Here is a 20,805-nt window from a genome sequence, read left to right as displayed (position 1 = left end):
GGTTCGTGATAACATATATAAGCTATACTAGAATTTAAATTTGGAGGAAGGATCCTTGATTTTAAATAAAAAATTTAGAAAAATAGATGTGGAGCTTATTGCCGGGGTAGCTGGTATAATCATTATGAGCCTTATAACCATTGGTAGTGCCACTCATATAAATACCCCATCTGAGGATAGATATTGGTATGTACTTAGACAGGGCATATTCACCCTCCTGAATGTAGGAGTTATATTCTTCTTTATGAATTTTGACTATAAGGCACTACAGGCTTATGGCAAGAAGCTGTATATTTTTAACATAATAATGCTGCTGGCCGTAATGTTTTTGGGACAGTCTGCTTTAGGTGCCCAGCGGTGGATTCAGTTGGGACCAATATCTATTCAGCCATCGGAGTTTTCAAAGATAATTATGATCATCTGTATGGCCTCTGTCTTTCAGGATAAGATAGGGCAGATAAACAAGTGGTCTGATTTACTCCCTTTGGCTGGCTATGTGGGGCTTCCTTTTTTACTGGTACTGAAGCAGCCGGATTTGGGGACATCTCTGGTGTTTATGGCTATTTTTCTTGGTATGATTTTTGCCTGTGGAGTTAATTTGAAGCTATTGGCCTGGATGTTTGGTGTAGCCATGGCCTGTGCTCCGTTGATGTGGCATTTTGTGCTGAAGGAATACCAGAAAATGCGAATTATGGTGTTTATGGACCCTAATGTGGATCCATTGGGATCGGGCTATCATATTATTCAGTCAAAAATTGCTATAGGCTCCGGAATGTTATTTGGCAAGGGCCTATTTGCAGGTACCCAGAGTCAGCTTAATTTTTTGCCGGAGAACCACACTGATTTTATCTTCGCTGTAGTAGGAGAAGAATTGGGCTTTATAGGAGCGACTATTTTACTTCTGTTATATCTTGTGGTGCTGTGGCGGGGTATCAAAATAGCACAGCAGGCCCAGGATAGCTTTGGCATGCTGTTGGCTGTGGGTATAACCTCCATGCTGGCCTTCCATGTGCTGGTTAATGTGGGCATGACAGCTGGTATTATGCCTGTAACCGGTATACCACTGCCTTTTATGAGCTATGGTGTCAGTGCCCTTACAACCAATATGTTCGCTGTGGCCATTTTACTTAATATTTATCTGAGAAACCAAAAACTCCAATTTTAAGGTTTCTGTTTTGAATCAATAGAGGAGCTTGAGCAATGATTAAATTAGAACCTGAAATCCTGCAGGCCGTTGAGAAACCTGCCCGTTATACAGGTCATGAGTTAAATGCTGTACATAAGGACTGGGACGAAGTGGATTGTCACTTCGCCCTGGCCATGGCCGATACCTATGAGGTGGGTATGTCCAATCTTGGACTGAAAATCCTTTATGAGGTGTTGAATAACCGTCAGGATACTGCCTGTGAAAGAGTGTATGCTCCTTGGACCGACATGGAAGCAATCATGCGGGAAAGAAGCATACCTTTATTTTCCTTGGAGAGCTTTACTGAAATTAAGAAATTCGATTTTCTGGGATTTACTCTTCAGTATGAAATGATATATTCCAATATTCTTAATATGCTGGATTTGGCCGGGATTCCAATTTGGACCAAGGACCGTAGTGACGTAGATCCTTTTATAGTAGGCGGTGGCCCTACCGTTTATAATACGGAGCCTATTGCTGATTTTTTTGATTTCTTCATTTTGGGAGAAGGAGAAGAAGTTATCTCTGAAGTGGCGAAAACCTTTGTGAAATGGAAAAGGGAAGGGAAGCCAGGTGGCAGAAAAGGATTTTTAAAGGAAGTTGCAAAGCTGGAGGGTATTTATGTACCTTCTTTTTATAATGTCAAATATAACGAAAAAGGATATTTTTCCTCTATAGAACCAAAAGAGCCTGAGGCAAGGGCCAAAATTTATAAACGAGTGATTAAGGATCTGGACAGTGTTCATTTCGTGGAAAAGCCTGTAATGCCATACATTGGCATAGTTCATGACAGAATTATGCTGGAGCTGTTTAGAGGCTGTACCCGTGGGTGCCGTTTTTGTCAGGCGGGTACCTCATATCGTCCTATACGCGAGAGAAGTCGTGAATATCTCCGGGAATTGGCCCGTAAGCTGGTGGATTCCTCCGGTTATAATGAAATGTCTCTTACTTCACTTAGCTCTGCAGATTATTCCTGTCTGGGAGAGCTGGTGGATGATTTATTCGCTGATTTTGAAGGAGAAAAGGTCAGCTTTTCTTTGCCATCATTGCGTATAGACAGCTTTTCCATTGATTTGGCCCACAAGATGCAGCAGGTACGCAAAAGCGGTCTTACCTTTGCCCCGGAGGCTGGAACTCAGCGCCTTCGTGATGTTATTAACAAAGGTGTTACTGAGGAAAATCTTATGACAGCTGTGGAAGCCGCCTTTAAACAGGGTTGGAAGCAGGTTAAGCTGTATTTTATGATGGGCTTGCCTACGGAAACTGACGAGGATATTGTGGGTATTGCCAGACTGGCGGAGAAGGTAGCCAGAAAGTACAAGGAGGTTAAGGGCAAGTGGGGCGTTACTGTAACCATCAGTGTATCCTGCTTTGTACCAAAGCCTCATACTCCTTTTCAGTGGTTTGGTCAGCTACCAAAGGATGAATTTGAACGCCGTCAGCGTCTTTTAAAGGACAGCATCACTGAAAGAGCTGTAAAGTTCCATTACCATGATGCCAGAGTCAGCGTTCTTGAAGGGGCTATTTCCCGTGGAGACCGTCGTATTTCCCAGGTGATTTATCAGGCCTGGAAGGATGGGGCTAAATTTGATGGCTGGACAGACCTCTTTAAGGAAGATGTTTGGCACGAAGCCTTCAGAAAGTGCGGCATTGATATGAAGGAATACAGTGAGCGCACCCGCGATTTCGATGAACCATTACCATGGGAGCATACTACCCCAGGAGTTTCCAAGGATTTCCTTAAGCGTGAATGGAACAAGGCTGTTGCGGAGCAGCTGACAGAGGATTGCCGCCGTGGCAAGTGCTCCGGCTGTGGGGTCTGCCCATCCCTTAAGGTGGATATTGTGGACTGGAAGCGCAAAGAAGGGGAGGTGAAGGCAAATGTATAAGTATCGTGCTCAGCTAACCAAGGGGGATGAAATCAGATATATTTCCCATTTGGATTATGCGGGAGTTATGGAGCGGGCTATTCGCCGTGCCAAGCTGCCAGCTGCTTATACTGAGGGATTTAATCCTCATCTGAAGATGTCCTTTGCTTCACCATTGTCCTTGGGGGTAACCAGTGACGCGGAGTATATGGATTTTGAACTGACAAAGCCCCTCTGCCAGCCGGAGATTTTTGATAAGCTGTCAGCAGCCCTGCCTCCGGGGATAAGACTTATCAAGCTAAAGCCAGTAAAGGAACCAAAGCCTTGTGAGGGGAAAAAGCATAAGGCACTGATGGCTGAGGTGGAGCAGGGCATCTATGAGGTGGTAGCACCTCTTACAGGTGACTGGGACGAGGCCGTGAAGGCCGTTGCGGCATATAATGCTGCTTCTGAGGTTAATTATCATCGTGTAACGCCAAAAAAGACCCGTGATATTGAGGTTAAGCAGTACATGCTTGAGCCAGTGAAAATTGGTATGAGTGGTGACTGGGTGAAGCTTACCATGAATATTTCCATTACCCAGACTGGTAGTATAAAGCCAGTGGAAATATTGGAGCTTTTACATAATGAATATGGCCTGCCAGTTGCGTTGGGCAGGGCCTTAATCAATCGCAGCAAGCTCATGGGTCAGGGCAAGGACCTGATTGATTTAGTATAAACAGCGTGCGGGGCCTGACATGGGGTGTTTCATTCATGCGCTCCACTTATTCATGAAATCACCCCATGCCACCCGCACAATAGAAACTACTACTGCCGTTGGTCAGCTTTGGTAAGTTAGTAAGTTATTGATACAGGGCATGAGGTGATTGCTTTGAGACATTAGGGCGAGAGGCGTTTAGAAACTATTTTTTGCACCCTGCCTTAGCGGGAAAAATCATCTGGCGCAAGAAAAGTTATGATTTTTCTTGCTATTTACTCTAACGCAAAAAATGGTTTTAGCCTCGAGTCCCGTGCGAAAAGCAACACCTCTTGCTCAAGAGATGTAAGAGAATATATGACAGACCCTGCTTTTAAAAATTGCTATATTGTAAGACTATCAGAGTGCATGAGTGAAATACCCCATGACAGGAGCCACTGATTATGGGAATATTTTGTAAGAAAGGAGGTTTTGCAATGAAAAACATATATGTGAATGTTATGCCGGAGGAAACTCGTATGGCTGTGGTTGAGAATGGCCAGCTCATGGCTTTGGAGCTGGAAAGACCTGACCATGCCCATTTAGTAGGCAACATATACAAGGGACAGGTTCAGAATGTCCTTAAAGGTATGCAGGCCTCCTTTGTGGATATTGGCCAAGCAAAGAATGCCTTCCTTTATGTAGGCAATGGTAAAATAGCTTCCACGGCCCAGGCCAATTCCCCCCGGGAAAATGTCACGGTGGGACAAAATGTCATAGTCCAGATAATTAAGGATGAGGTGGGCAGCAAGGGACCACGGGCTACGATGCATTTGTCTATTCCTGGCCGCCATGTGGTATTGATGCCTAATTCTGCATATATTGGAACATCCCATCGTATAGAGAATAATGAGGAACGCCAGCGGCTCCACGATATTGTTAGGGCTGAGGTACCGAAGAACATGGGCTGTATTATACGTACTGCGGCTCAGGGACAGCCAGCGGAAAATATTGTTAGGGATATTCAATACCTAATGAAAATATGGGACGAGATATTGGCCAAGGCAAAGCTGTCCGCCACCAGCTCCCTATTATATCGTGATGCAGATTTGGTGATTCGGATTGTCCGGGACTATCTCACTGATGATGTGGACAAGATGGTTATTGACAATCCTAAGATGTACAAAAGAGTATGTGATCTGATAAAGGTTACCTCCCCGGATATCCTTCATCGAATTGAGCTGTATGATGGCAGAAATATTTTCAAGGATAATGGCGTTACCGAGGCTTTGGAGCAGTTGAAGGGCCGCACGGTCCAGCTGAAGTCCGGTGGCTTCCTTGTAATAGATAAGACCGAGGCCATGACAGTTATTGATGTAAATACTGGCAGCTTCGTAGGGGATATGAATCTGGCAGATACGGTGTACAAGCTTAATATTGAAGCGGCCGATGAAATTATGCGACAGCTTCGTTTGCGGGATATTGGTGGCATAATACTGGTGGATTTCATTGATATGGAAACACAGCAGCAAAATGATGCTCTGTTAGAGAGAATGCGGCAGCTGGCTGTGCGCGACCGCTCCAAGACAAATATAGTTGATATTACCTCTTTGGGGCTGGTGGAAATCACCAGAAGAAAATCACGGAAAAATATTGAAAGTATGCTGTATTGCCAGTGTCCTGTTTGTGAGGGCAATGGCAGAGTGTTGTCACCAGAGTCATTGGCAGTAAAGGTATGCCGCAACATTCGCCGAATAGAAGCCAGAAAGCATGCGGCTGATGGCTATATACTTCAGCTCAATCCTCAGGCGGCCAATGAAATCAAGGCTATGGACAGCTTTAGACGGCTTAGGGACGAATATGGGGTAGACATTTCCTTGGAGTCCTCACGGGAAGTAATGCCGGGGACTTATATCCTTACACAAAAATAATAATATTTATAGTTGCATTCTATATTTGTATATGTTATAGTATTTCACGGTGTAATTAGAAAAACGCACGCCAGAGGACGTTTAACCTGTGCCCAATGTGGTGGTTTAAGCGGATGAGGCTGGCGGAGGAAATAAAAACAGGAGGTGCACCACTATGGCAGTTGTTTCTATGAAACAGTTATTAGAGGCTGGTGTTCATTTCGGACATCAGACCAGAAGATGGAACCCTAAGATGGCTAAGTACATCTTCACCGAGCGCAATGGTATCTACATCATTGATCTTCAGAAGACCGTTAAGAAGGCTGAGGAGGCTTACAACTTCGTACGCAGCATAGCTGAGTCCGGCAAGTCCGTTCTTTTCGTTGGTACCAAGAAGCAGGCTCAGGAGGCTATTAAGGAAGAGGCTCTGAAGGCTGACCAGTATTTCGTAAATGAGCGTTGGTTGGGCGGTATGATGACCAACTTCAAGACTATTCAGGCTCGCGTTAAGCGTCTGAAGGAGCTTGAGGCTATGGCAGAAGACGGTACTTTCGAGGTTCTTACCAAGAAAGAAGTACAGGGTCTGAAGCATGAGATGGAGAAGCTCGAGAAGTATCTCGGCGGTATTAAGGAAATGAAGGAGCTCCCAGGTGCTCTGTTCATCGTTGACCCACGCAAGGAGAGAATCGCAGTAGCAGAGGCTCACAAGCTGAACATTCCTATCGTGGCTATTATCGATACCAACTGCGATCCAGATGAAATCGATTATCCAATTCCTGGTAACGACGATGCTATCCGTGCTGTTAAGCTCATTACCGGCAAGATTGCAGATGCTGTTATCGAGGGTCGTCAGGGCGAAGCTGCTGAGGCTCCAGCTGAGGACGCTGAGTAATATAAACCTTAAAAGGGGTAAGGGGATATCCCTTATCCCTTGTTTTTTTGAAATTATATCCGAATTAATAGGGGGAAATAAACAATGGCACAGATTACTGCTGCATTAGTTAAAGAATTGCGCGAGATTACCGGCGCAGGTATGATGGACTGCAAGAAGGCTCTCGTTGAGTGCGATGGCGATAAGGACAAGGCTATCGATTATCTCCGCGAGAAGGGCATTTCCAAGGCTGCAAAGAAGGCTGGCCGTATTGCTTCCGAGGGAGTTGTAGCTGCTGCTTACGATGCTGCATCTAACACTGCTTGCTTGGTTGAGGTTAACTCCGAGACTGACTTCGTTGCAAAGAATGATAACTTTAAGGCACTGGTTAAGAAGATTGCTGAGCACATCATTGCAACCAAGCCTGCTGATATTGATGCACTCAATGCTTCCATGCTGGATGGCAAGACTGTTGCTGATGTTATGACTGAGGCTGTTGCTTCCATCGGTGAGAAGCTGTCCCTCCGTCGTTTCGTTGTATATACTTCCGAGAACAAGCTGGCTACCTACATCCACATGGGTGGTAAGATTGGTGTAGTTGTAGAGCTTTCCGGCGGCAGCGATGAGCTGGCACAGGACATTGCTCTCCAGATTACTGCTCAGAAGCCACAGAGCATTGACCGTAGTGGCGTTGATCCTGAGTATCTTGACCATGAGCGTGCTGTACTCCGTGCACAGGCTCTGGAAGAGGGCAAGCCTGAGAACATCGTTGACAAGATGGTTGAGGGTCGTCTCAATAAAACCTATAAGGAAATCTGTCTGGTTGAGCAGGAATTCTTTAAGTCTTCCGAGCATGAGACCATTCAGGATATCCTCGGTGATGTTAAGGTTCTCCGCTTTACCCGCTTTGAGATGGGTGAGGGCCTTGAGAAGAAGAACGAGGACTTCGCAGCAGAGGTTGCAGCTCAGATTAAATAATTAAATATTTTATTCTCATAGAAAAAGGGACTTGCAGACGCGGTCCCTTTTCTTTAAGATATAAATGGTAAATATTGTTTTTGAAAATTAAAATATATTAAAAATTTAGTTATTCTCGGATTTGGAGGTTGTTACAGTGGGAAAATACAAGCGCGTTCTACTAAAGCTTAGTGGCGAGTCTTTGGCAGGTGATCAGGGATTTGGTATTAATCCTGTTGTGGTTGAAGCTATCGGAAAGCAGATAAAGCGCGTACATGATGCTGGTATTGATGTGGCTATCGTTGTGGGCGGCGGCAATATCTGGAGAGGCCTTGCAGGAAGTGCCAAGGGTATGGACCGTGCCCAGGCGGACTATATGGGGATGCTGGCTACTGTTATTAATGCATTGGCAATTCAGGATGCTCTGGAGCAGCAGAAGGTTCCTGCCCGTGTACAGACTGCTATCGAGATGCGTCAGGTGGCTGAGCCTTATATTCGTCGTAAGGCTACCCGTCACATGGAAAAGGGACGCGTAGTAATTTTTGGTGCTGGTACCGGCAATCCATATTTCTCCACTGATACAACTGCAGCTCTCAGAGCTGCCGAGATTGAGGCAGATGTTATTCTCATGGGTAAGAAGGGTACAGAGGGTATCTACGATAAGGATCCAAATCAGAATGATGATGCCAAGAAATTTGACAATATCAGCTACAAAGAGATTCTTCTCCGCAGCCTGAGCGTAATGGATTCCACTGCAACCAGTCTGTGCATGGATAACGATATTCCATTGGTTGTATTCAAGATTGATGATTTTGAGAATATTTACCGTGCAGCCATTGGCGAAGATATTGGTACTACTGTAGGAGGTAAATAATCATGATTAACGACATTGTATCTTCCAGCGAGGAACGCCTGAATAAGTCTATTGATGCACTTAAGAGAGAATTTGGTTCCCTACGTGCAGGCCGTGCCACTCCTTCTCTTTTGGATAAGGTTATGGTAGATTATTATGGCACCCCAACTCCTGTAAATCAGGTGGCAAAGGTTTCTGTTCCAGAGGCTCGTATGATTATGATTCAGCCTTGGGAAAAGACTATGCTACATGAAATTGAAAAGGCTATTATGAAGTCTGAGCTGGGACTTTCCCCTAACTCTGATGGCACTGCCATTCGCCTGTCTATTCCTCAGCTTACCCAGGAGCGTCGTAAGGAGCTGGTTAAGACTGTCGGCAAGAAGGCAGAGGAGGCCAAGGTGGCTATTCGCAATATCCGTCGTGATGCCAATGAGCATATTAAGAAGCTGGAAAAAGACAAGGAAATCACTGAGGACGAGTCCAAGAAGGGACAGGAAAAGTTCCAGAAGATTGTTGACGGCTTCATTAAGACTGTGGATACATTAAAGGAAGCCAAAGAAAAAGAAATTATGGAAGTATAATATGGAAATTGATGTTGTAGGCAGACCTTGGCATTTAGCCAAAACCTTGCTTAATGATGCCCATATAATGTATAATGTAACGGTAACCCGACCGACTAAGGACTTTTTTAAGCTTGAGCCTGAAGGGTATTATGTTATCAGACAGCGTCAGCTTTCTGATGGCACGTTAGACATTAGGATAGCAGCTAGGCTGCTGAAGGAGGTTTCTAGTAATGGCTTACAAGATTGAAGATGGTTGCATTTCTTGCGGTACTTGTGCAGGCACTTGCCCTGTAGAGGCAATTTCCGAGGGCGACAGCAAGTACGAAATCAATGCAGATGTTTGCGTTGAGTGCGGTGCTTGTGCAGCAGGCTGCCCTGTAGGTGCAATTGTTGCTCCAGAATAAGACACGTAGCAGCCGTAAGTGACTGATAAAAGTGTCAAAAGGCCCCTCAATATGCAATATTTGAGGGGCTTATTTTCTTTGTTTGTGAGTAGGTGTAAGATATGTGGAAAAAGATTTTTGGCAATACTAAAGATGAAAATTCTAATACGTATACATCCCTGCTTGAAAATATAGATAGAACCCGTTTGCCACGACATGTGGCTATCATTATGGATGGCAATGGCCGTTGGGCCAATGGAAAGGGTATGGTTCGTTCTGCCGGACATACGGCTGGCGTGAAGGCCTTGAAAAGAACCTTAAAGGCTGCTTCAGATTTTCATTTGGAGGCTTTGACGGTATATGCCTTTTCAACAGAAAATTGGAAAAGACCAACAGCAGAGGTAGATTTCCTCATGAAGCTGTTTTCAGAATATCTTGAAAAAGAAATTGCAGAAATGGACAGTGAAAATGTCCGTATTGATTTTATAGGCAGGCTGGATGGCTTATCCCCGGCACTGCAGAAGCAGATAGATGATGCCCGTAGGCGGACTGTCAATAATACTGGTGTTAAATTTAATGTTGCTGTTAATTATGGTGGGCAGGACGAAATGGTGCGGGCAGTTCAGTCTTTGGCCCAGGATGTGAAAGCTGGCAGCCTGGATCCGGAAAATATTGACAGCAAGCTGCTGGAATCACGGTTGGATACCAAGGATTTGCCACCAGTTGATTTGGTAATACGTACCAGTGGCGATATTCGTCTCAGTAATTTTCTGATTTGGCAAACGGCATACGCAGAATTTTGGTTTACGGATACCAATTGGCCGGATTTTACAAAAGATGATCTGGCAAAGGCCTTGCTTGATTTCAGTCAGCGGGACCGACGGTTTGGTGGTTTAAATAAGAAGAAATGAGGAAACTAAGGGATGCTTACTAGAATAATTACCGGAATCATTGGTATAGTACTGGCTGCTCTGGTTATTCAGACTGGCGGAAGTGTGTTTGCCGGTGCTGTTTTGTTACTGGCCTTTGGTGCTTGGTATGAATATTGTAATGCCTTTAAACAAAAGGGATACAAGCCGACTTTGGTTACAGGAATGGTGCTGATTTCCATTATGTGGGCAGGGGGCTTCTTGGGAAACAATGGATTGCTTGTATGTTCGGTGATGTTTTCAGCATTGGTTATTATGCTGCTTACTGTTTTAAATCACGGAAAATTTGATGTTTTATCTGCTGTGATTTCAGTAGCAGGCATTTTCTACATAGGTTTGTCCTTTGTTCACTTGGTTATGCTTCGTTTTATAGGTGAGGAAGCCTATATTTCTACCAGCCTTGGGGATTTTCAGTTGGGCTGTGCATTGGTGTGGGTGGCCTTGATTGGAACTTGGGCCAGTGATACCTTTGCTTATTTTGCTGGTTGTTTTCTGGGAAAGCACAAGCTATGTGAAGCAATTAGTCCAAAGAAAACTATTGAGGGCTTTATTGGTGGACTGATTGGAACCACTGCATCTGTGGCTGGGCTAGGCGTATTTTTCGGCTTTGATGTGGTTGTGATGGCTGTGTTGGGCTTTTTTATCTGTATTGTAGCCACCTTGGGGGATTTGGTTGAATCTGTGGTAAAGCGTTATACAGGCATTAAGGATTCCGGAAATATTATTCCCGGCCATGGCGGAATATGGGATAGATTTGATAGTGTAATCTATACTGTACCTTTCGTCTATTATTTCATGTATTGTGCAAGAATTGCTGGTTAAGTTGCCACAATTATTATTGATGGCGTAAAAAGTGGCAGTAAAGCAAAAATGCTTTATTGCCTATTTCTCTTTAAGTGGATTTTAAGGAGTATTTTGTATGAAGAATTTAGTTGTTTTAGGGTCCACTGGTTCCATCGGTACCCAGACCCTTGATGTGGTCCGTGATAATCCTGAGTTGTTTCATGTGTCTGTCCTCGTAGCTAATCGCAGTGATGAGCTTTTGGAAAAGCAGATAAATGAATTTCAACCCGAATTGGCTGTTTTGTCTGATGAGGATGCTGCTAATCGTTTAAAAAGCAGATATTCCGGAAAAACAAAAATAATGGGAGGCCGTGAGGCTGTTATTGAAGCTGCGGTTTTCCCAGAGGCTGATACAGTGGTTACTTCCCTTATGGGTTTTGCAGGCCTTGAGCCTACTATGGCAGCTTTGGAAGCCAGAAAAAATATTGCTCTTGCCAATAAGGAAACTCTGGTAGTAGCCGGTGAACTGGTAATGGCCAAGGCCAAGGAAATGGGCTGCACTATTTTGCCGGTAGATAGTGAGCACTGCGCTCTGTTCCAGTGTTTACAGGGTCAGGACCGAAATGCTGTGGAAAAGCTGATTCTTACCGCTTCTGGTGGTCCATTTAGAGGAAAACAGGCAAGTGAGCTTACTGAAGTTACTAAATCCGATGTATTGGCCCATCCAACCTGGAATATGGGACAAAAAATAACCGTTGATTCTGCGTCTTTGGTGAACAAAGGGCTTGAAGTTATTGAGGCTAAGTGGCTCTATGGCGTAGCTTACGATCAGATTCAGGTGGTGGTTCACCCACAGAGTATTGTTCATTCTATGGTGCAGTATCGTGACGGCACTGTAATGGCACAGCTTGGCTGCACAGATATGCGCCTTCCTATTCAGTATGCTTTGACATATCCTGAAAGAGTGGAATCCCGTTTTCCAAGGGTTGATTTCTACGAGTTGGGGAAGCTCACCTTTGAAAAGCCTGATATGGATACTTTCCGTGGCTTGAAGCTGGCCTTCGAGGCTGGAAAAACCGGTGGTACCATGCCTTGTGTTATGAATGCAGCCAACGAGGTAGCTGTGGAGGCCTTTTTAAAGGGTAAGTCTGGTTTCCTTAAAATCTATGATCTTATCGAGAATGCCATGAATAAGGCTGAGGTTGTCTATAATCCTACTTTGGAGCAGCTTCTTGAGGCTGATAAGTGGGCCCGTGAGATTACCCGCCAGGAACTTTCTAAGTTATAAAGGGAGTATACATTATGTTATTGACTATAGTATCTGCGGTATTTGTATTTGGGCTTCTTGTGCTGGTCCACGAGTGGGGGCATTTTATCACCGCCAAGATGACTGGTATGCGGGTTGATGAGTTTGCCATTGGCTTTGGCCCGAAGCTGCTGGACTGGAGAAAGGGGGAAACCCTCTATGCTATTAGGGCAATTCCTTTGGGTGGCTATAACAAAATAGCTGGTATGGACCTTGATGAGGAAGAAAATGATGCTGGTGAAAGAGCATATTATAGACGACCTGTTTGGGCCCGCATGATTGTTATTTTGGCTGGCTCATTTATGAACTTTGTGCTGCCGGTTGTACTGTTTTTTTTGATTTTTGCTTTTGCCGGTATTCAGACTCCTAATACAGAGCCTATTGTGGGAGGAGTTATGACTGGGGCTCCTGCAGAATCAGCAGGACTGATGGCAGGGGATAAAATTATCACCATTAATGGACAGCAGGTAACAGAGTGGAAGGATATATCAACTCTTCTCAGCGATGGAGCAGGCAAGCCCTATGAGGTCACCTACCAGCGTGGTGAGGATATTGGGAAAACCACTGTGATTCCAATGGAGGATGAAGCTACAAAGCGCGTTGTAATCGGTATTCAGGGTACTCTTGTGACTCAAAATGTGTCCATTGGTGAAGCCGCCAGTCTTTCCGTGGAAAAAACAGTGACTATTATAAAGAGTATGTTAGGCGCTCTTGTATTGCTGTTCACTCAGGAGGGGGCATCTGCAGAGCTCTCCGGTCCTATTGGCGTTGCTCAGATGGCCGGCGAGGTGGCTCAGCATGGATTTATTCCATTACTTAATTTTGCAGCCTTTTTAAGCCTCAATCTTGGTATCGTTAATTTGCTCCCCGTTCCAGCTCTTGACGGCGGTCATTTTGTGACTCTATGTATTGAAGCCGTACGTGGCAAGCAGATGAGCAAGCAGGTAATGTACTACATCCAGACTGTGGGTGTGGTACTTCTTATAAGTCTTATGATTTTCGCTACATTCAATGATGTAACCAGATAATGGAGGGATTTTCAGTGATAAAGCGTAAAGAAACAAGACAGATTCATATTGGCAATGTGGCTATTGGTGGCGGGGCTCCCATCTCCGTTCAGTCAATGACCAACACAAAAACTACGGACACTGAGTCTACCGTGGCTCAGATTAACGCCCTGCAGGCAGCAGGCTGTGATATTGTCCGTTTGGCAGTGCCTGATATGGATGCAGCCCTCAATCTGGGGAATATCATTAAAAAGGTAAATGTGCCATTGGTGGCGGATATACATTTTGATTATCGTCTGGCTTTGGAAGCAATTAATCAGGGAATTTCAGCCCTTAGGCTGAACCCTGGCAATATTGGCGGAGAAGCCAATGTTAAAGCGGTTGTAGCTGAAGCCAAGCTACATAATATTCCTATTCGCATTGGTGTTAATGCCGGTTCCTTGGACAAAAGGCTGTTGGCCAAATACGGTGGCGTAACGGCGGAGGCCTTGGTAGAATCAGCGATGGAACATGTCCGCATCTTGGAGGCACAGGATTTTTATGATATGAAGATTTCCTTAAAAGCCCATGATGTACCATTGACTTTAGCTGCTTATCAGCTTATGTCGGAAACTGTAGATTACCCGCTGCACTTGGGAATTACCGAGGCTGGTACTGCCCGCACTGGCATGATAAAATCAGCCGTAGGTATTGGAGCTTTGTTGGCTCAGGGCATTGGTGATACCTTCCGCATTTCTCTTACTGGTGATCCAGTGGTGGAGGTTAAGGTAGCCAATGAAATCCTTAAATCCCTCGGCATGAGAGAATATGGACCAACCCTTATTTCTTGTCCAACCTGCGGACGCACCAGCATCGATTTGGCTGGTATTGCAGACGAGGTTGATAAAAGACTGCAAGGAATTACTAAGCCAATTTCCGTGGCTGTAATGGGCTGTGTGGTTAACGGGCCAGGAGAGGCAAAGGGTGCTGACGTGGGAATCGCCGGCGGTAACGGTGAAGGTTTGGTATTCAGAAAAGGTGAAATAATTCGCAAGGTGAAGGAAACTGAACTGGTTGAGGAATTATTCAAGGAAATAGATAATATTTTACAGGAGGGCTAAGATAGTGCGCGCAACAAGACTTTATGCACCAACATTAAGAGAAACACCAGCAGAGGCAGAGGTAAAGAGCCATCAGCTTATGCTTAGGGCTGGTATGATAAGAAAGGCCGCTGGAGGCCTCTATACATATATGCCATTGGCTTGGAGAAGTCTTAAGAAAATTATGCAGATCATTCGGGAAGAAATGGATGCAGCCGGTGGTCAGGAAATTGCCATGCCAATCGTACAGCCTTCTGAAATCTGGAAAGAGACTGGTCGCTGGTCAGTATATGGGGATGAAATGTTCAGAGTTTCTGACCGTCATGGCCGGGAGTTCTGCCTTGGGCCAACTCATGAGGAAATGGTTACTACCCTTATTCGTGATGAGGTTCGCTCCTACAAGCAGCTTCCTCTTATGCTGTATCAGATTCAGAACAAATACCGTGATGAGATTCGCCCTCGCTTTGGCCTGATGCGTGGCCGTGAGTTTATCATGAAGGACCTTTATTCCTTTGATAAGGATGAGGAGGGCATGAATGAGTCATATAAGATTATGTATGATGCTTACACCCGCATCTTTAGTCGTATGGGGTTGGAGTTCCGCCCTGTAGAGGCTGATAACGGTGCTATTGGCGGTGGACACTCCCATGAGTTCACTGTATTGGCTGAGGCTGGTGAGTCCAATATCGCATATTGCACCAAGTGTGATTATGCCGCCTCTGATGAAAAGGCAGAGCTCACTGTAATTAAGGCGACTGAGGAAGCCATGAAGGAGCTGGAAAAGGTTTCTACCCCTGATGCCCATACTATTGAGCTTGTGGCAGAGTGCCTGCATCTTCCTTTGGACAAGACCATTAAGGCTGTTGCCTTCCAGGATGATAAGGATGAACTTATTTTGGCCTTTGTTCGTGGTGATCATGATGTTAATGATGTTAAAGTTGTAAATCTCTTTGAGGATTCCATTGAGCTTCACATGGCAACAGATGAATCCATTATTGCTGCAGGCGGTGTACCAGGCTTTATGAGCCCTATTGGCTTAAAGGAAGGTACCAAAGTGGTGGTGGATGCCACTGTTATGGAAATGTTCAATGCCTGTGCCGGTGCAAATGAAAAGGACAAGCATTACATTAATGTAAATCCTAAGCGCGATTTCAAGGATGTCATTGTGGCTGATATTCGTATGATCAAGGAAGGAGATGCTTGCCCTCATTGCGGTGCTCCTGTAAAGATGACCCGTGGTATCGAGGCTGGTCAGGTGTTTACCTTAGGTACTAAGTATTCTCAGTCCTTGCATGCAACCTTCCTTGATGAAAACGGCAAGGAGAAGCCTTTGGTTATGGGCTGCTACGGAATTGGTGTAAGCCGTACTATGGCTGCTGCCATTGAGCAGAATAACGACGAAAATGGTATCATCTGGCCAAAAGCCATTGCTCCATTTGAGGTTGTTATTGTTCCTATTAATGCCAAAAATGAGGATCAGTTAAAGATAGCTGAGGATATTTACGAGGAACTGAAGGCCAAGGGTGTGGATGTCCTTCTGGATGACCGCAAGGATCGTGCTGGCGTCAAGTTCAAGGATGCTGACCTGATTGGTTATCCACTGCGTATCACCGTAGGTCCAAAATCCGTGGAGGAGGATTCCATAGAATTAAAGATTCGCCGTAATGGTGAAATGGTAAACGCTACAAAGGCGGAAGTTGCAGCGAAGGCTGTTGAGATGCTGGAGAATCTTTAATTGTTTTTTGTCAAGGGAATTCTCTTGACAAACAATATAGCTGTCGCTATAATAAATGAGGTTGATATCTATATGATGAAAATTAATATAATTGAAGCCAATGAAAACCTTGGTTCCCCCGTATCTTTTGAGTTTATTTCCAATGCTCAGGAGCTGGATGCCGTTCACGAAAACTACAGTTTTGATGGCGATATTGTTGTCAAGGGTGAGTTCGTGGCTACAGGCAGGGGATATCGTGTAAGTGGCCAGATTTCCTGTACCAAGTCATTTGTCTGTGACCGTTGTTTGGAGCAGTCCTCCCAGCAGCAGGTTCACGATTTTGATGAGGCCTATCAGAGAAGAGGCCAGGGTTATGCTGAAGATGACCAAGATGTGAATTATTTTGATGGCGAGCAGGTGGATATATCTCCTATGATTAGGGATGTACTTTTGTCTGATCAGCCGTTAAATAATATATGCAACGCTGATTGTCGCGGTCTGTGCCTTAAGTGTGGTGCAAACCTCAATCATGGCGATTGTGGCTGTGACCGTACTGTTATTGACCCAAGACTGGCGGCATTGCAGCAATTATTGATTAAGAAATAATTCTATTCATTAGTGAATGTTTCGTTAAGGAGGTGTATCCTGAAATGGCAGTACCAAAGCGTAAAATGTCTAAGGCTCGTCGTGATTCCCGTCGTGCCAACTGGAAGTTAGAGGTTCCTGGTTTCGTAGAGTGCCCACAGTGCCACGAGCCAAAGATGCCTCATCATGTTTGCACAGAGTGTGGTTACTATGATGGCAAGGAAGTTATTTCCGCAGCTGAATAATTGACTGCTGAATGAGCAGGCTTCAGGGCCTGCTCATTTTTAATTTTTTCCTCGGTAAATGTTTTAATTATACACACAATTCAAACATTTAGTAGTTGATAATATTTTTCTTGCCTTTTCATTGGAAAATTAATATAATCATAAGCAGTTAGTAGGACTTGGTACTAATTTTTGTAATTCACGGTTATTTCAACCGTTTATGAAGTGTCAGATTACCAAAGGGATTGATGTATTTAGGGATTAATTCATTTGTTAACCTGACAATTTGTATTGTTTGGAATGAAATGATTTTTGTGATATGATGGTTATGTTGTTTTAAAGGTGAGTACAATGGCGCGGGTAAAAAAGAAAGAAAGACATACACTCTTAATGCGTCAGGTCAGCGAAAAACCTTTTCTCACAGATGAAGAATTGGCCAAGCTTTTAGAGGTAAGTATCCAGACTATAAGGCTGGACCGTATGGAGCTGGGCATTCCTGAGGTGCGTGAGCGCATCCGCAGGGTAGCAGAAGAGGCTCGTGAAAAAGTAACCACTATTGAAAAGGATGATCTGGTAGGTGAACTCATAGATCTTCAGCCCGGACGTTCCGGTATATCTCTTTTGAAGATTACTGAGGATATGGTGTTTTCCAAGAACCAGATTGCCAAGGGGCATTATATCTTTGCCCAAGCCAGTTCATTGGCTGTGGCTGTAATTAACGCACCAATGGCGTTGACCGGTGTGGCTAACATCAAGCATAAGGTCCCTGTTAAGCTGGGGGAGATGCTTGTGGCCAAAGCGGAAATTATTCGTCAGCGCAGCAATAAATTCTTTGTCTGGGTCAAGACCAGAAATGACAGGGAAGAAGTTTTTCGGGCAAAATTCATTGTGGTTTCGTTGACTGAGAGTTAATAGGAGGCTCAAAATTGAAACTTGCAGTAGATGCAATGGGCGGTGATTACGCTCCAAAGCAGATAGTCATGGGGGCAATTGAGGCCGTTAAAAAATATGACTGTGAAATAGTCCTGGTAGGCGACCGGGAGAAAATAGAAGCTGAGATAAAGGCAAATAATGCACAGAATCTCGATAGATTGACTATTCACCATACCACTGAGGTTATTGAAATGGGAGAGCATCCTGTGGAGGCTGTCAGAAAAAAGAAGGACTCCAGTCTGGTGGTGGCAACTAAGCTGGTAAAAACTGGTGAATGTGACGGAGTACTGTCAGCTGGCAGTACTGGTGCTGCAACTACAGCAGCTACCCTGTTTCTTCGTACTATTAAGGGCGTGGATAAGCCGTCTATAGCTACTCCGCTTCCTACAAAGGATGGGCTTGTTCTCCTCTTGGATTCTGGGGCAATCGTTGACAGTAAACCAAAGGACCTTACAGAGATGGCTCTTATGGGTTCCATTTATAGTCAGTATGTATATGGTATAGATAATCCTAAGGTTGGTCTTCTCAACGTAGGTGAAGAGGAAACCAAGGGAAATAAAAAAGTCCAGACTACATACCCAATGCTTAAGGGCATGAATTCCATAAATTTCATCGGAAATGTTGAAGGACGCGATATTCCTACGGGAATGGCAGATGTTGTAATTTGCGATGGATTTGTTGGAAATATTGTGTTAAAATTTGCTGAGGGTTTGGCAGTAACATTATTGGATTTGATTAAGGATGCCATTAAAAATGGTGGTATTTTTGCCAAGCTTGGTGCGGTGCTTGTTATGCCTGCACTTAAAAAGCTGGGAAAACGACTTGATGTTACAGAGTATGGTGGCGCACCTTTACTTGGTGTTAATGGCTGCTGTATAATATGCCATGGTTCTTCCGATGCAAAGTCAATTTGCAGTGCAATTAACGTTGCCAACGAATATGTTAAAAATAATGTGGTTGACCGCATTAGAGATAGCATAGAGAAGGAGGAGATGCTGGCGGATGACAACAATGAAGAAAAATAATGCAGGCATCTTGGGAACAGGCTTTTATGTTCCAGAGAAAATTTTAACTAATGATGATTTATCAAAAATTGTAGATACAAGTGATGAGTGGATTACGGAACGCACTGGTATTAAGGAGCGTCGCATAGCAGCCGATGATGAGGCAACCTCTGATTTGTCCATGAAGGCAGCAGAACAGGCCTTGGCCGATGCCGGAGTGTCTCCGGAGGAGCTTGATCTTATTATTGTATGCACTCTTACATCCGATAGAATTATTCCGTCCACGGCTTGTATGCTCCAGACACGTTTAGGTGCCAAGAAAGCAGCAGCCTTTGATTTATCAGCAGCTTGCTCCGGCTTTGCCTATGGACTTAGTGTAGCAGCTCAGTTTATCGAGACTGGTGCCTATAAAAAGGCTTTGGTTGTTGGTGCGGAAACCCTTTCCAAGTATATTAACTGGGAAGACCGCAACACATGTGTACTTTTCGGTGATGGAGCAGGTGCGGCAGTCCTGGGACAAGTTGAGGATGGTTATGGTATTCTTAGCTTTGATCTGGGCAGTGATGGCTCCGGCGGGGATGCAATTCAGATTCCTTCCAGTGGCAGCCGTTTACCTGTCAGCAAGGAAACAATAGATCAGCGACTTAATCTGATTCACATGAATGGCAAGGAAGTCTTTAAGTTTGCCGTTAAGGCTATGGGCAATACTGTGAAGCATTCCCTGGAAAAGATTGATATGCCACAGGAGCAGATTGATTGGCTGGTACCTCATCAAGCTAATATCAGAATTATTCAGTCCGCAGCCAAAAGATTGGCAATGCCTATGGATAAGGTGATATTAACTGTTCAGAAATATGGAAATATGTCAGCGGCTTGCATTCCAATAGCATTGGCCGAAGCTGCTGCTGAGAAGCGCTTTAAAAAAGGCGATATAATAGCACTGTCTGGTTTTGGCGCTGGCCTGACCTGGGCATCATGCATAATCAGATGGTCTAAGGAGGATTAACATGTTTGAGGAAAATCCAATTTGTAAGTTATTGAATATCAAGTACCCTATTTTTCAGGGCGGCATGGCATGGATTGGTACAGCAGAGCTGGCATCCGCAGTATCCAATGCAGGCGGTCTTGGTATTATTGGCGCAGGTCACATGCCTCCGGATATTTTGAGAGCAGAGATTCAGAAGGCCAAGAAATGGACTGACAAGCCATTCGGTGTAAATATAATGCTCATGTCTCCTTTTGTTAAGGAGGTTATGCAGGTAGTTGTGGACGAGCGTGTAGCTGTTGTAACAACTGGTGCGGGCAACCCTGCTGAATATTTGCCAGCTCTTAAAGAGGTTGGTACCAAGGTTATTCCGGTAGTTGCATCTGTCGCACTTGCCAAGCGTTTGGTTCGTTCTGGAGTTGATGCAGTTATTGCCGAGGGTACTGAGTCTGGTGGTCACATCGGTGATATTACCACTATGGCTTTGGTTCCACAGGTAGTAGATGCTGTTGATGTACCAGTTATTGCAGCTGGTGGTATTGGTGATTCCCGTGGAATTACAGCAGCGATTGCTCTTGGTGCTTCTGGCGTTCAGATGGGTACCCGTTTTGTAGTATCTGAGGAGTGTATTGCTCATGAAAACTACAAGAATCTTGTGCTGAAGGCAAAGGAACGTTCCACTGTTGTTACTGGTCGTTCCACTGGTCATCCTGTACGCGTAATCAGTAATAAGATGACCCGTGAGTACGCGGAGCTTGAGGCTAAGCAGACTCCTGTGGAGGAGCTGGAGAAGTTTGGCGCTGGCCGTCTGAACCTGGCAACCCATAAGGGCGATGTTGAAAATGGTTCTGTTATGATCGGCCAGATTTCTGGTATGCTGGACGAAATTAAGCCAGTTGCTGTTATTATGGAAGAACTTGTTTCTGGTCTTGGAGCAGTAAGAGACAGAGTTGTGGCTTTTTCAAAATAATAATGTGATAATATAATAG

Annotated in this window: 20 protein-coding genes and 1 pseudogene; all 21 read left to right on the top strand. The window is 44.7% G+C overall.

The window, feature by feature from the left end:
* Positions 1 to 55: 55 nt before the first annotated feature.
* The 21 genes and pseudogenes from rodA (at position 56) to fabK (ending at position 20,786) form a co-directional block, all read left to right on the top strand.
* Positions 56 to 1,165 carry a rod shape-determining protein RodA gene (gene rodA, locus B6K08_RS02485; protein ID WP_039207112.1) on the top strand — a complete coding sequence of 370 codons (1,110 nt, stop codon included), beginning with the start codon at positions 56 to 58 and terminating at the stop codon, positions 1,163 to 1,165.
* Positions 1,166 to 1,200: 35 nt separating this feature from the next.
* Positions 1,201 to 3,772 (top strand): annotated as a pseudogene (locus tag B6K08_RS02480) (TIGR03960 family B12-binding radical SAM protein).
* A 455-nt stretch (positions 3,773 to 4,227) separates the two neighbouring features.
* The gene (locus B6K08_RS02470) at positions 4,228 to 5,661 is read left to right on the top strand and encodes an Rne/Rng family ribonuclease (RefSeq protein WP_080325271.1); all 1,434 of its coding nucleotides are present in this window, start codon (positions 4,228 to 4,230) and stop codon (positions 5,659 to 5,661) included.
* 154 nt (positions 5,662 to 5,815) lie between these two features.
* Complete coding sequence (rpsB, locus tag B6K08_RS02465; protein WP_080325270.1) at positions 5,816 to 6,532, top strand: 30S ribosomal protein S2; 717 nt, start codon at positions 5,816 to 5,818, stop codon at positions 6,530 to 6,532.
* An 84-nt stretch (positions 6,533 to 6,616) separates the two neighbouring features.
* The gene (gene tsf / locus B6K08_RS02460; protein WP_080325269.1) at positions 6,617 to 7,489 is read left to right on the top strand and encodes a translation elongation factor Ts; all 873 of its coding nucleotides are present in this window, start codon (positions 6,617 to 6,619) and stop codon (positions 7,487 to 7,489) included.
* Between the two features lie 136 nt (positions 7,490 to 7,625).
* Positions 7,626 to 8,342 (top strand): UMP kinase, encoded by a 717-nt coding sequence (gene pyrH, locus B6K08_RS02455; protein WP_080325268.1) that lies wholly within the window; start codon positions 7,626 to 7,628, stop codon positions 8,340 to 8,342.
* Between the two features lie 2 nt (positions 8,343 to 8,344).
* On the top strand, positions 8,345 to 8,902 hold the full coding sequence (gene frr, locus B6K08_RS02450; RefSeq protein WP_080325267.1) for a ribosome recycling factor: 558 nt from the start codon (positions 8,345 to 8,347) through the stop codon (positions 8,900 to 8,902).
* Position 8,903: 1 nt separating this feature from the next.
* A complete protein-coding gene (locus B6K08_RS02445) occupies positions 8,904 to 9,131 on the top strand; it encodes a hypothetical protein (protein ID WP_027396389.1) in 228 nt (75 codons plus the stop codon).
* On the top strand, positions 9,115 to 9,288 hold the full coding sequence (locus B6K08_RS02440) for a DUF362 domain-containing protein (protein ID WP_027396390.1): 174 nt from the start codon (positions 9,115 to 9,117) through the stop codon (positions 9,286 to 9,288). Before B6K08_RS02445 ends, B6K08_RS02440 begins: the two co-directional genes overlap by 17 nt.
* Before the next feature lie 101 nt (positions 9,289 to 9,389).
* The gene (locus B6K08_RS02435) at positions 9,390 to 10,178 is read left to right on the top strand and encodes an isoprenyl transferase (protein ID WP_080325266.1); all 789 of its coding nucleotides are present in this window, start codon (positions 9,390 to 9,392) and stop codon (positions 10,176 to 10,178) included.
* A 12-nt stretch (positions 10,179 to 10,190) separates the two neighbouring features.
* Positions 10,191 to 11,018 (top strand): phosphatidate cytidylyltransferase, encoded by an 828-nt coding sequence (locus B6K08_RS02430; RefSeq protein ID WP_039207306.1) that lies wholly within the window; start codon positions 10,191 to 10,193, stop codon positions 11,016 to 11,018.
* 97 nt (positions 11,019 to 11,115) lie between these two features.
* Entirely contained in the window at positions 11,116 to 12,267 is a 1,152-nt protein-coding gene (locus tag B6K08_RS02425; protein WP_039207308.1) for a 1-deoxy-D-xylulose-5-phosphate reductoisomerase, read from the top strand.
* A gap of 14 nt (positions 12,268 to 12,281) precedes the next feature.
* Positions 12,282 to 13,313 carry an RIP metalloprotease RseP gene (gene rseP, locus B6K08_RS02420; protein WP_027396394.1) on the top strand — a complete coding sequence of 344 codons (1,032 nt, stop codon included), beginning with the start codon at positions 12,282 to 12,284 and terminating at the stop codon, positions 13,311 to 13,313.
* Positions 13,314 to 13,330: 17 nt separating this feature from the next.
* Complete coding sequence (ispG, locus tag B6K08_RS02415) at positions 13,331 to 14,392, top strand: flavodoxin-dependent (E)-4-hydroxy-3-methylbut-2-enyl-diphosphate synthase (protein ID WP_407639832.1); 1,062 nt, start codon at positions 13,331 to 13,333, stop codon at positions 14,390 to 14,392.
* Between the two features lie 4 nt (positions 14,393 to 14,396).
* Positions 14,397 to 16,106 carry a proline--tRNA ligase gene (locus tag B6K08_RS02410; protein ID WP_080325265.1) on the top strand — a complete coding sequence of 570 codons (1,710 nt, stop codon included), beginning with the start codon at positions 14,397 to 14,399 and terminating at the stop codon, positions 16,104 to 16,106.
* A 72-nt stretch (positions 16,107 to 16,178) separates the two neighbouring features.
* Entirely contained in the window at positions 16,179 to 16,691 is a 513-nt protein-coding gene (locus B6K08_RS02405) for a YceD family protein (protein ID WP_039209387.1), read from the top strand.
* 44 nt (positions 16,692 to 16,735) lie between these two features.
* Positions 16,736 to 16,915, top strand: a complete 180-nt coding sequence (gene rpmF / locus B6K08_RS02400) for a 50S ribosomal protein L32 (protein WP_027396398.1) — start codon at positions 16,736 to 16,738, stop codon at positions 16,913 to 16,915.
* Between the two features lie 330 nt (positions 16,916 to 17,245).
* Positions 17,246 to 17,806, top strand: coding sequence for a transcription factor FapR (gene fapR, locus B6K08_RS02395; protein WP_039209381.1), 561 nt, complete (start codon positions 17,246 to 17,248; stop codon positions 17,804 to 17,806).
* A gap of 14 nt (positions 17,807 to 17,820) precedes the next feature.
* Positions 17,821 to 18,852 carry a phosphate acyltransferase PlsX gene (gene plsX, locus B6K08_RS02390; protein WP_039209378.1) on the top strand — a complete coding sequence of 344 codons (1,032 nt, stop codon included), beginning with the start codon at positions 17,821 to 17,823 and terminating at the stop codon, positions 18,850 to 18,852.
* Entirely contained in the window at positions 18,839 to 19,837 is a 999-nt protein-coding gene (locus tag B6K08_RS02385; RefSeq protein WP_039209384.1) for a beta-ketoacyl-ACP synthase III, read from the top strand. The genes plsX and B6K08_RS02385 overlap by 14 nt, the downstream gene beginning before the upstream one ends.
* Position 19,838: 1 nt before the next feature.
* On the top strand, positions 19,839 to 20,786 hold the full coding sequence (gene fabK, locus B6K08_RS02380) for an enoyl-[acyl-carrier-protein] reductase FabK (protein ID WP_080325264.1): 948 nt from the start codon (positions 19,839 to 19,841) through the stop codon (positions 20,784 to 20,786).
* The last annotated feature ends 19 nt before the right edge of the window (positions 20,787 to 20,805 follow it).

It is taken from the genome of Anaerovibrio lipolyticus DSM 3074 (assembly GCF_900141865.1).
GTDB classification, from domain to species: Bacteria; Bacillota; Negativicutes; order Selenomonadales; family Selenomonadaceae; genus Anaerovibrio; species Anaerovibrio lipolyticus.
This window is presented reverse-complemented; position numbering and strand designations above follow the sequence as displayed.

Coding starts and splice junctions, on each gene's coding strand:
- frr (WP_080325267.1), top strand. CDS start 8,345: ATGATTAACGACATTGTATCTTCCAGCGAGGAACGCCTGAATAAGTCT.
- fabK (WP_080325264.1), top strand. CDS start 19,839: ATGTTTGAGGAAAATCCAATTTGTAAGTTATTGAATATCAAGTACCCT.
- fapR (WP_039209381.1), top strand. CDS start 17,246: ATGGCGCGGGTAAAAAAGAAAGAAAGACATACACTCTTAATGCGTCAG.
- tsf (WP_080325269.1), top strand. CDS start 6,617: ATGGCACAGATTACTGCTGCATTAGTTAAAGAATTGCGCGAGATTACC.
- B6K08_RS02470 (WP_080325271.1), top strand. CDS start 4,228: ATGAAAAACATATATGTGAATGTTATGCCGGAGGAAACTCGTATGGCT.
- B6K08_RS02435 (WP_080325266.1), top strand. CDS start 9,390: ATGTGGAAAAAGATTTTTGGCAATACTAAAGATGAAAATTCTAATACG.
- B6K08_RS02430 (WP_039207306.1), top strand. CDS start 10,191: ATGCTTACTAGAATAATTACCGGAATCATTGGTATAGTACTGGCTGCT.
- B6K08_RS02385 (WP_039209384.1), top strand. CDS start 18,839: ATGAAGAAAAATAATGCAGGCATCTTGGGAACAGGCTTTTATGTTCCA.
- B6K08_RS02425 (WP_039207308.1), top strand. CDS start 11,116: ATGAAGAATTTAGTTGTTTTAGGGTCCACTGGTTCCATCGGTACCCAG.
- rpmF (WP_027396398.1), top strand. CDS start 16,736: ATGGCAGTACCAAAGCGTAAAATGTCTAAGGCTCGTCGTGATTCCCGT.
- B6K08_RS02440 (WP_027396390.1), top strand. CDS start 9,115: ATGGCTTACAAGATTGAAGATGGTTGCATTTCTTGCGGTACTTGTGCA.
- B6K08_RS02405 (WP_039209387.1), top strand. CDS start 16,179: ATGATGAAAATTAATATAATTGAAGCCAATGAAAACCTTGGTTCCCCC.
- rseP (WP_027396394.1), top strand. CDS start 12,282: ATGTTATTGACTATAGTATCTGCGGTATTTGTATTTGGGCTTCTTGTG.
- rpsB (WP_080325270.1), top strand. CDS start 5,816: ATGGCAGTTGTTTCTATGAAACAGTTATTAGAGGCTGGTGTTCATTTC.
- B6K08_RS02445 (WP_027396389.1), top strand. CDS start 8,904: ATGGAAATTGATGTTGTAGGCAGACCTTGGCATTTAGCCAAAACCTTG.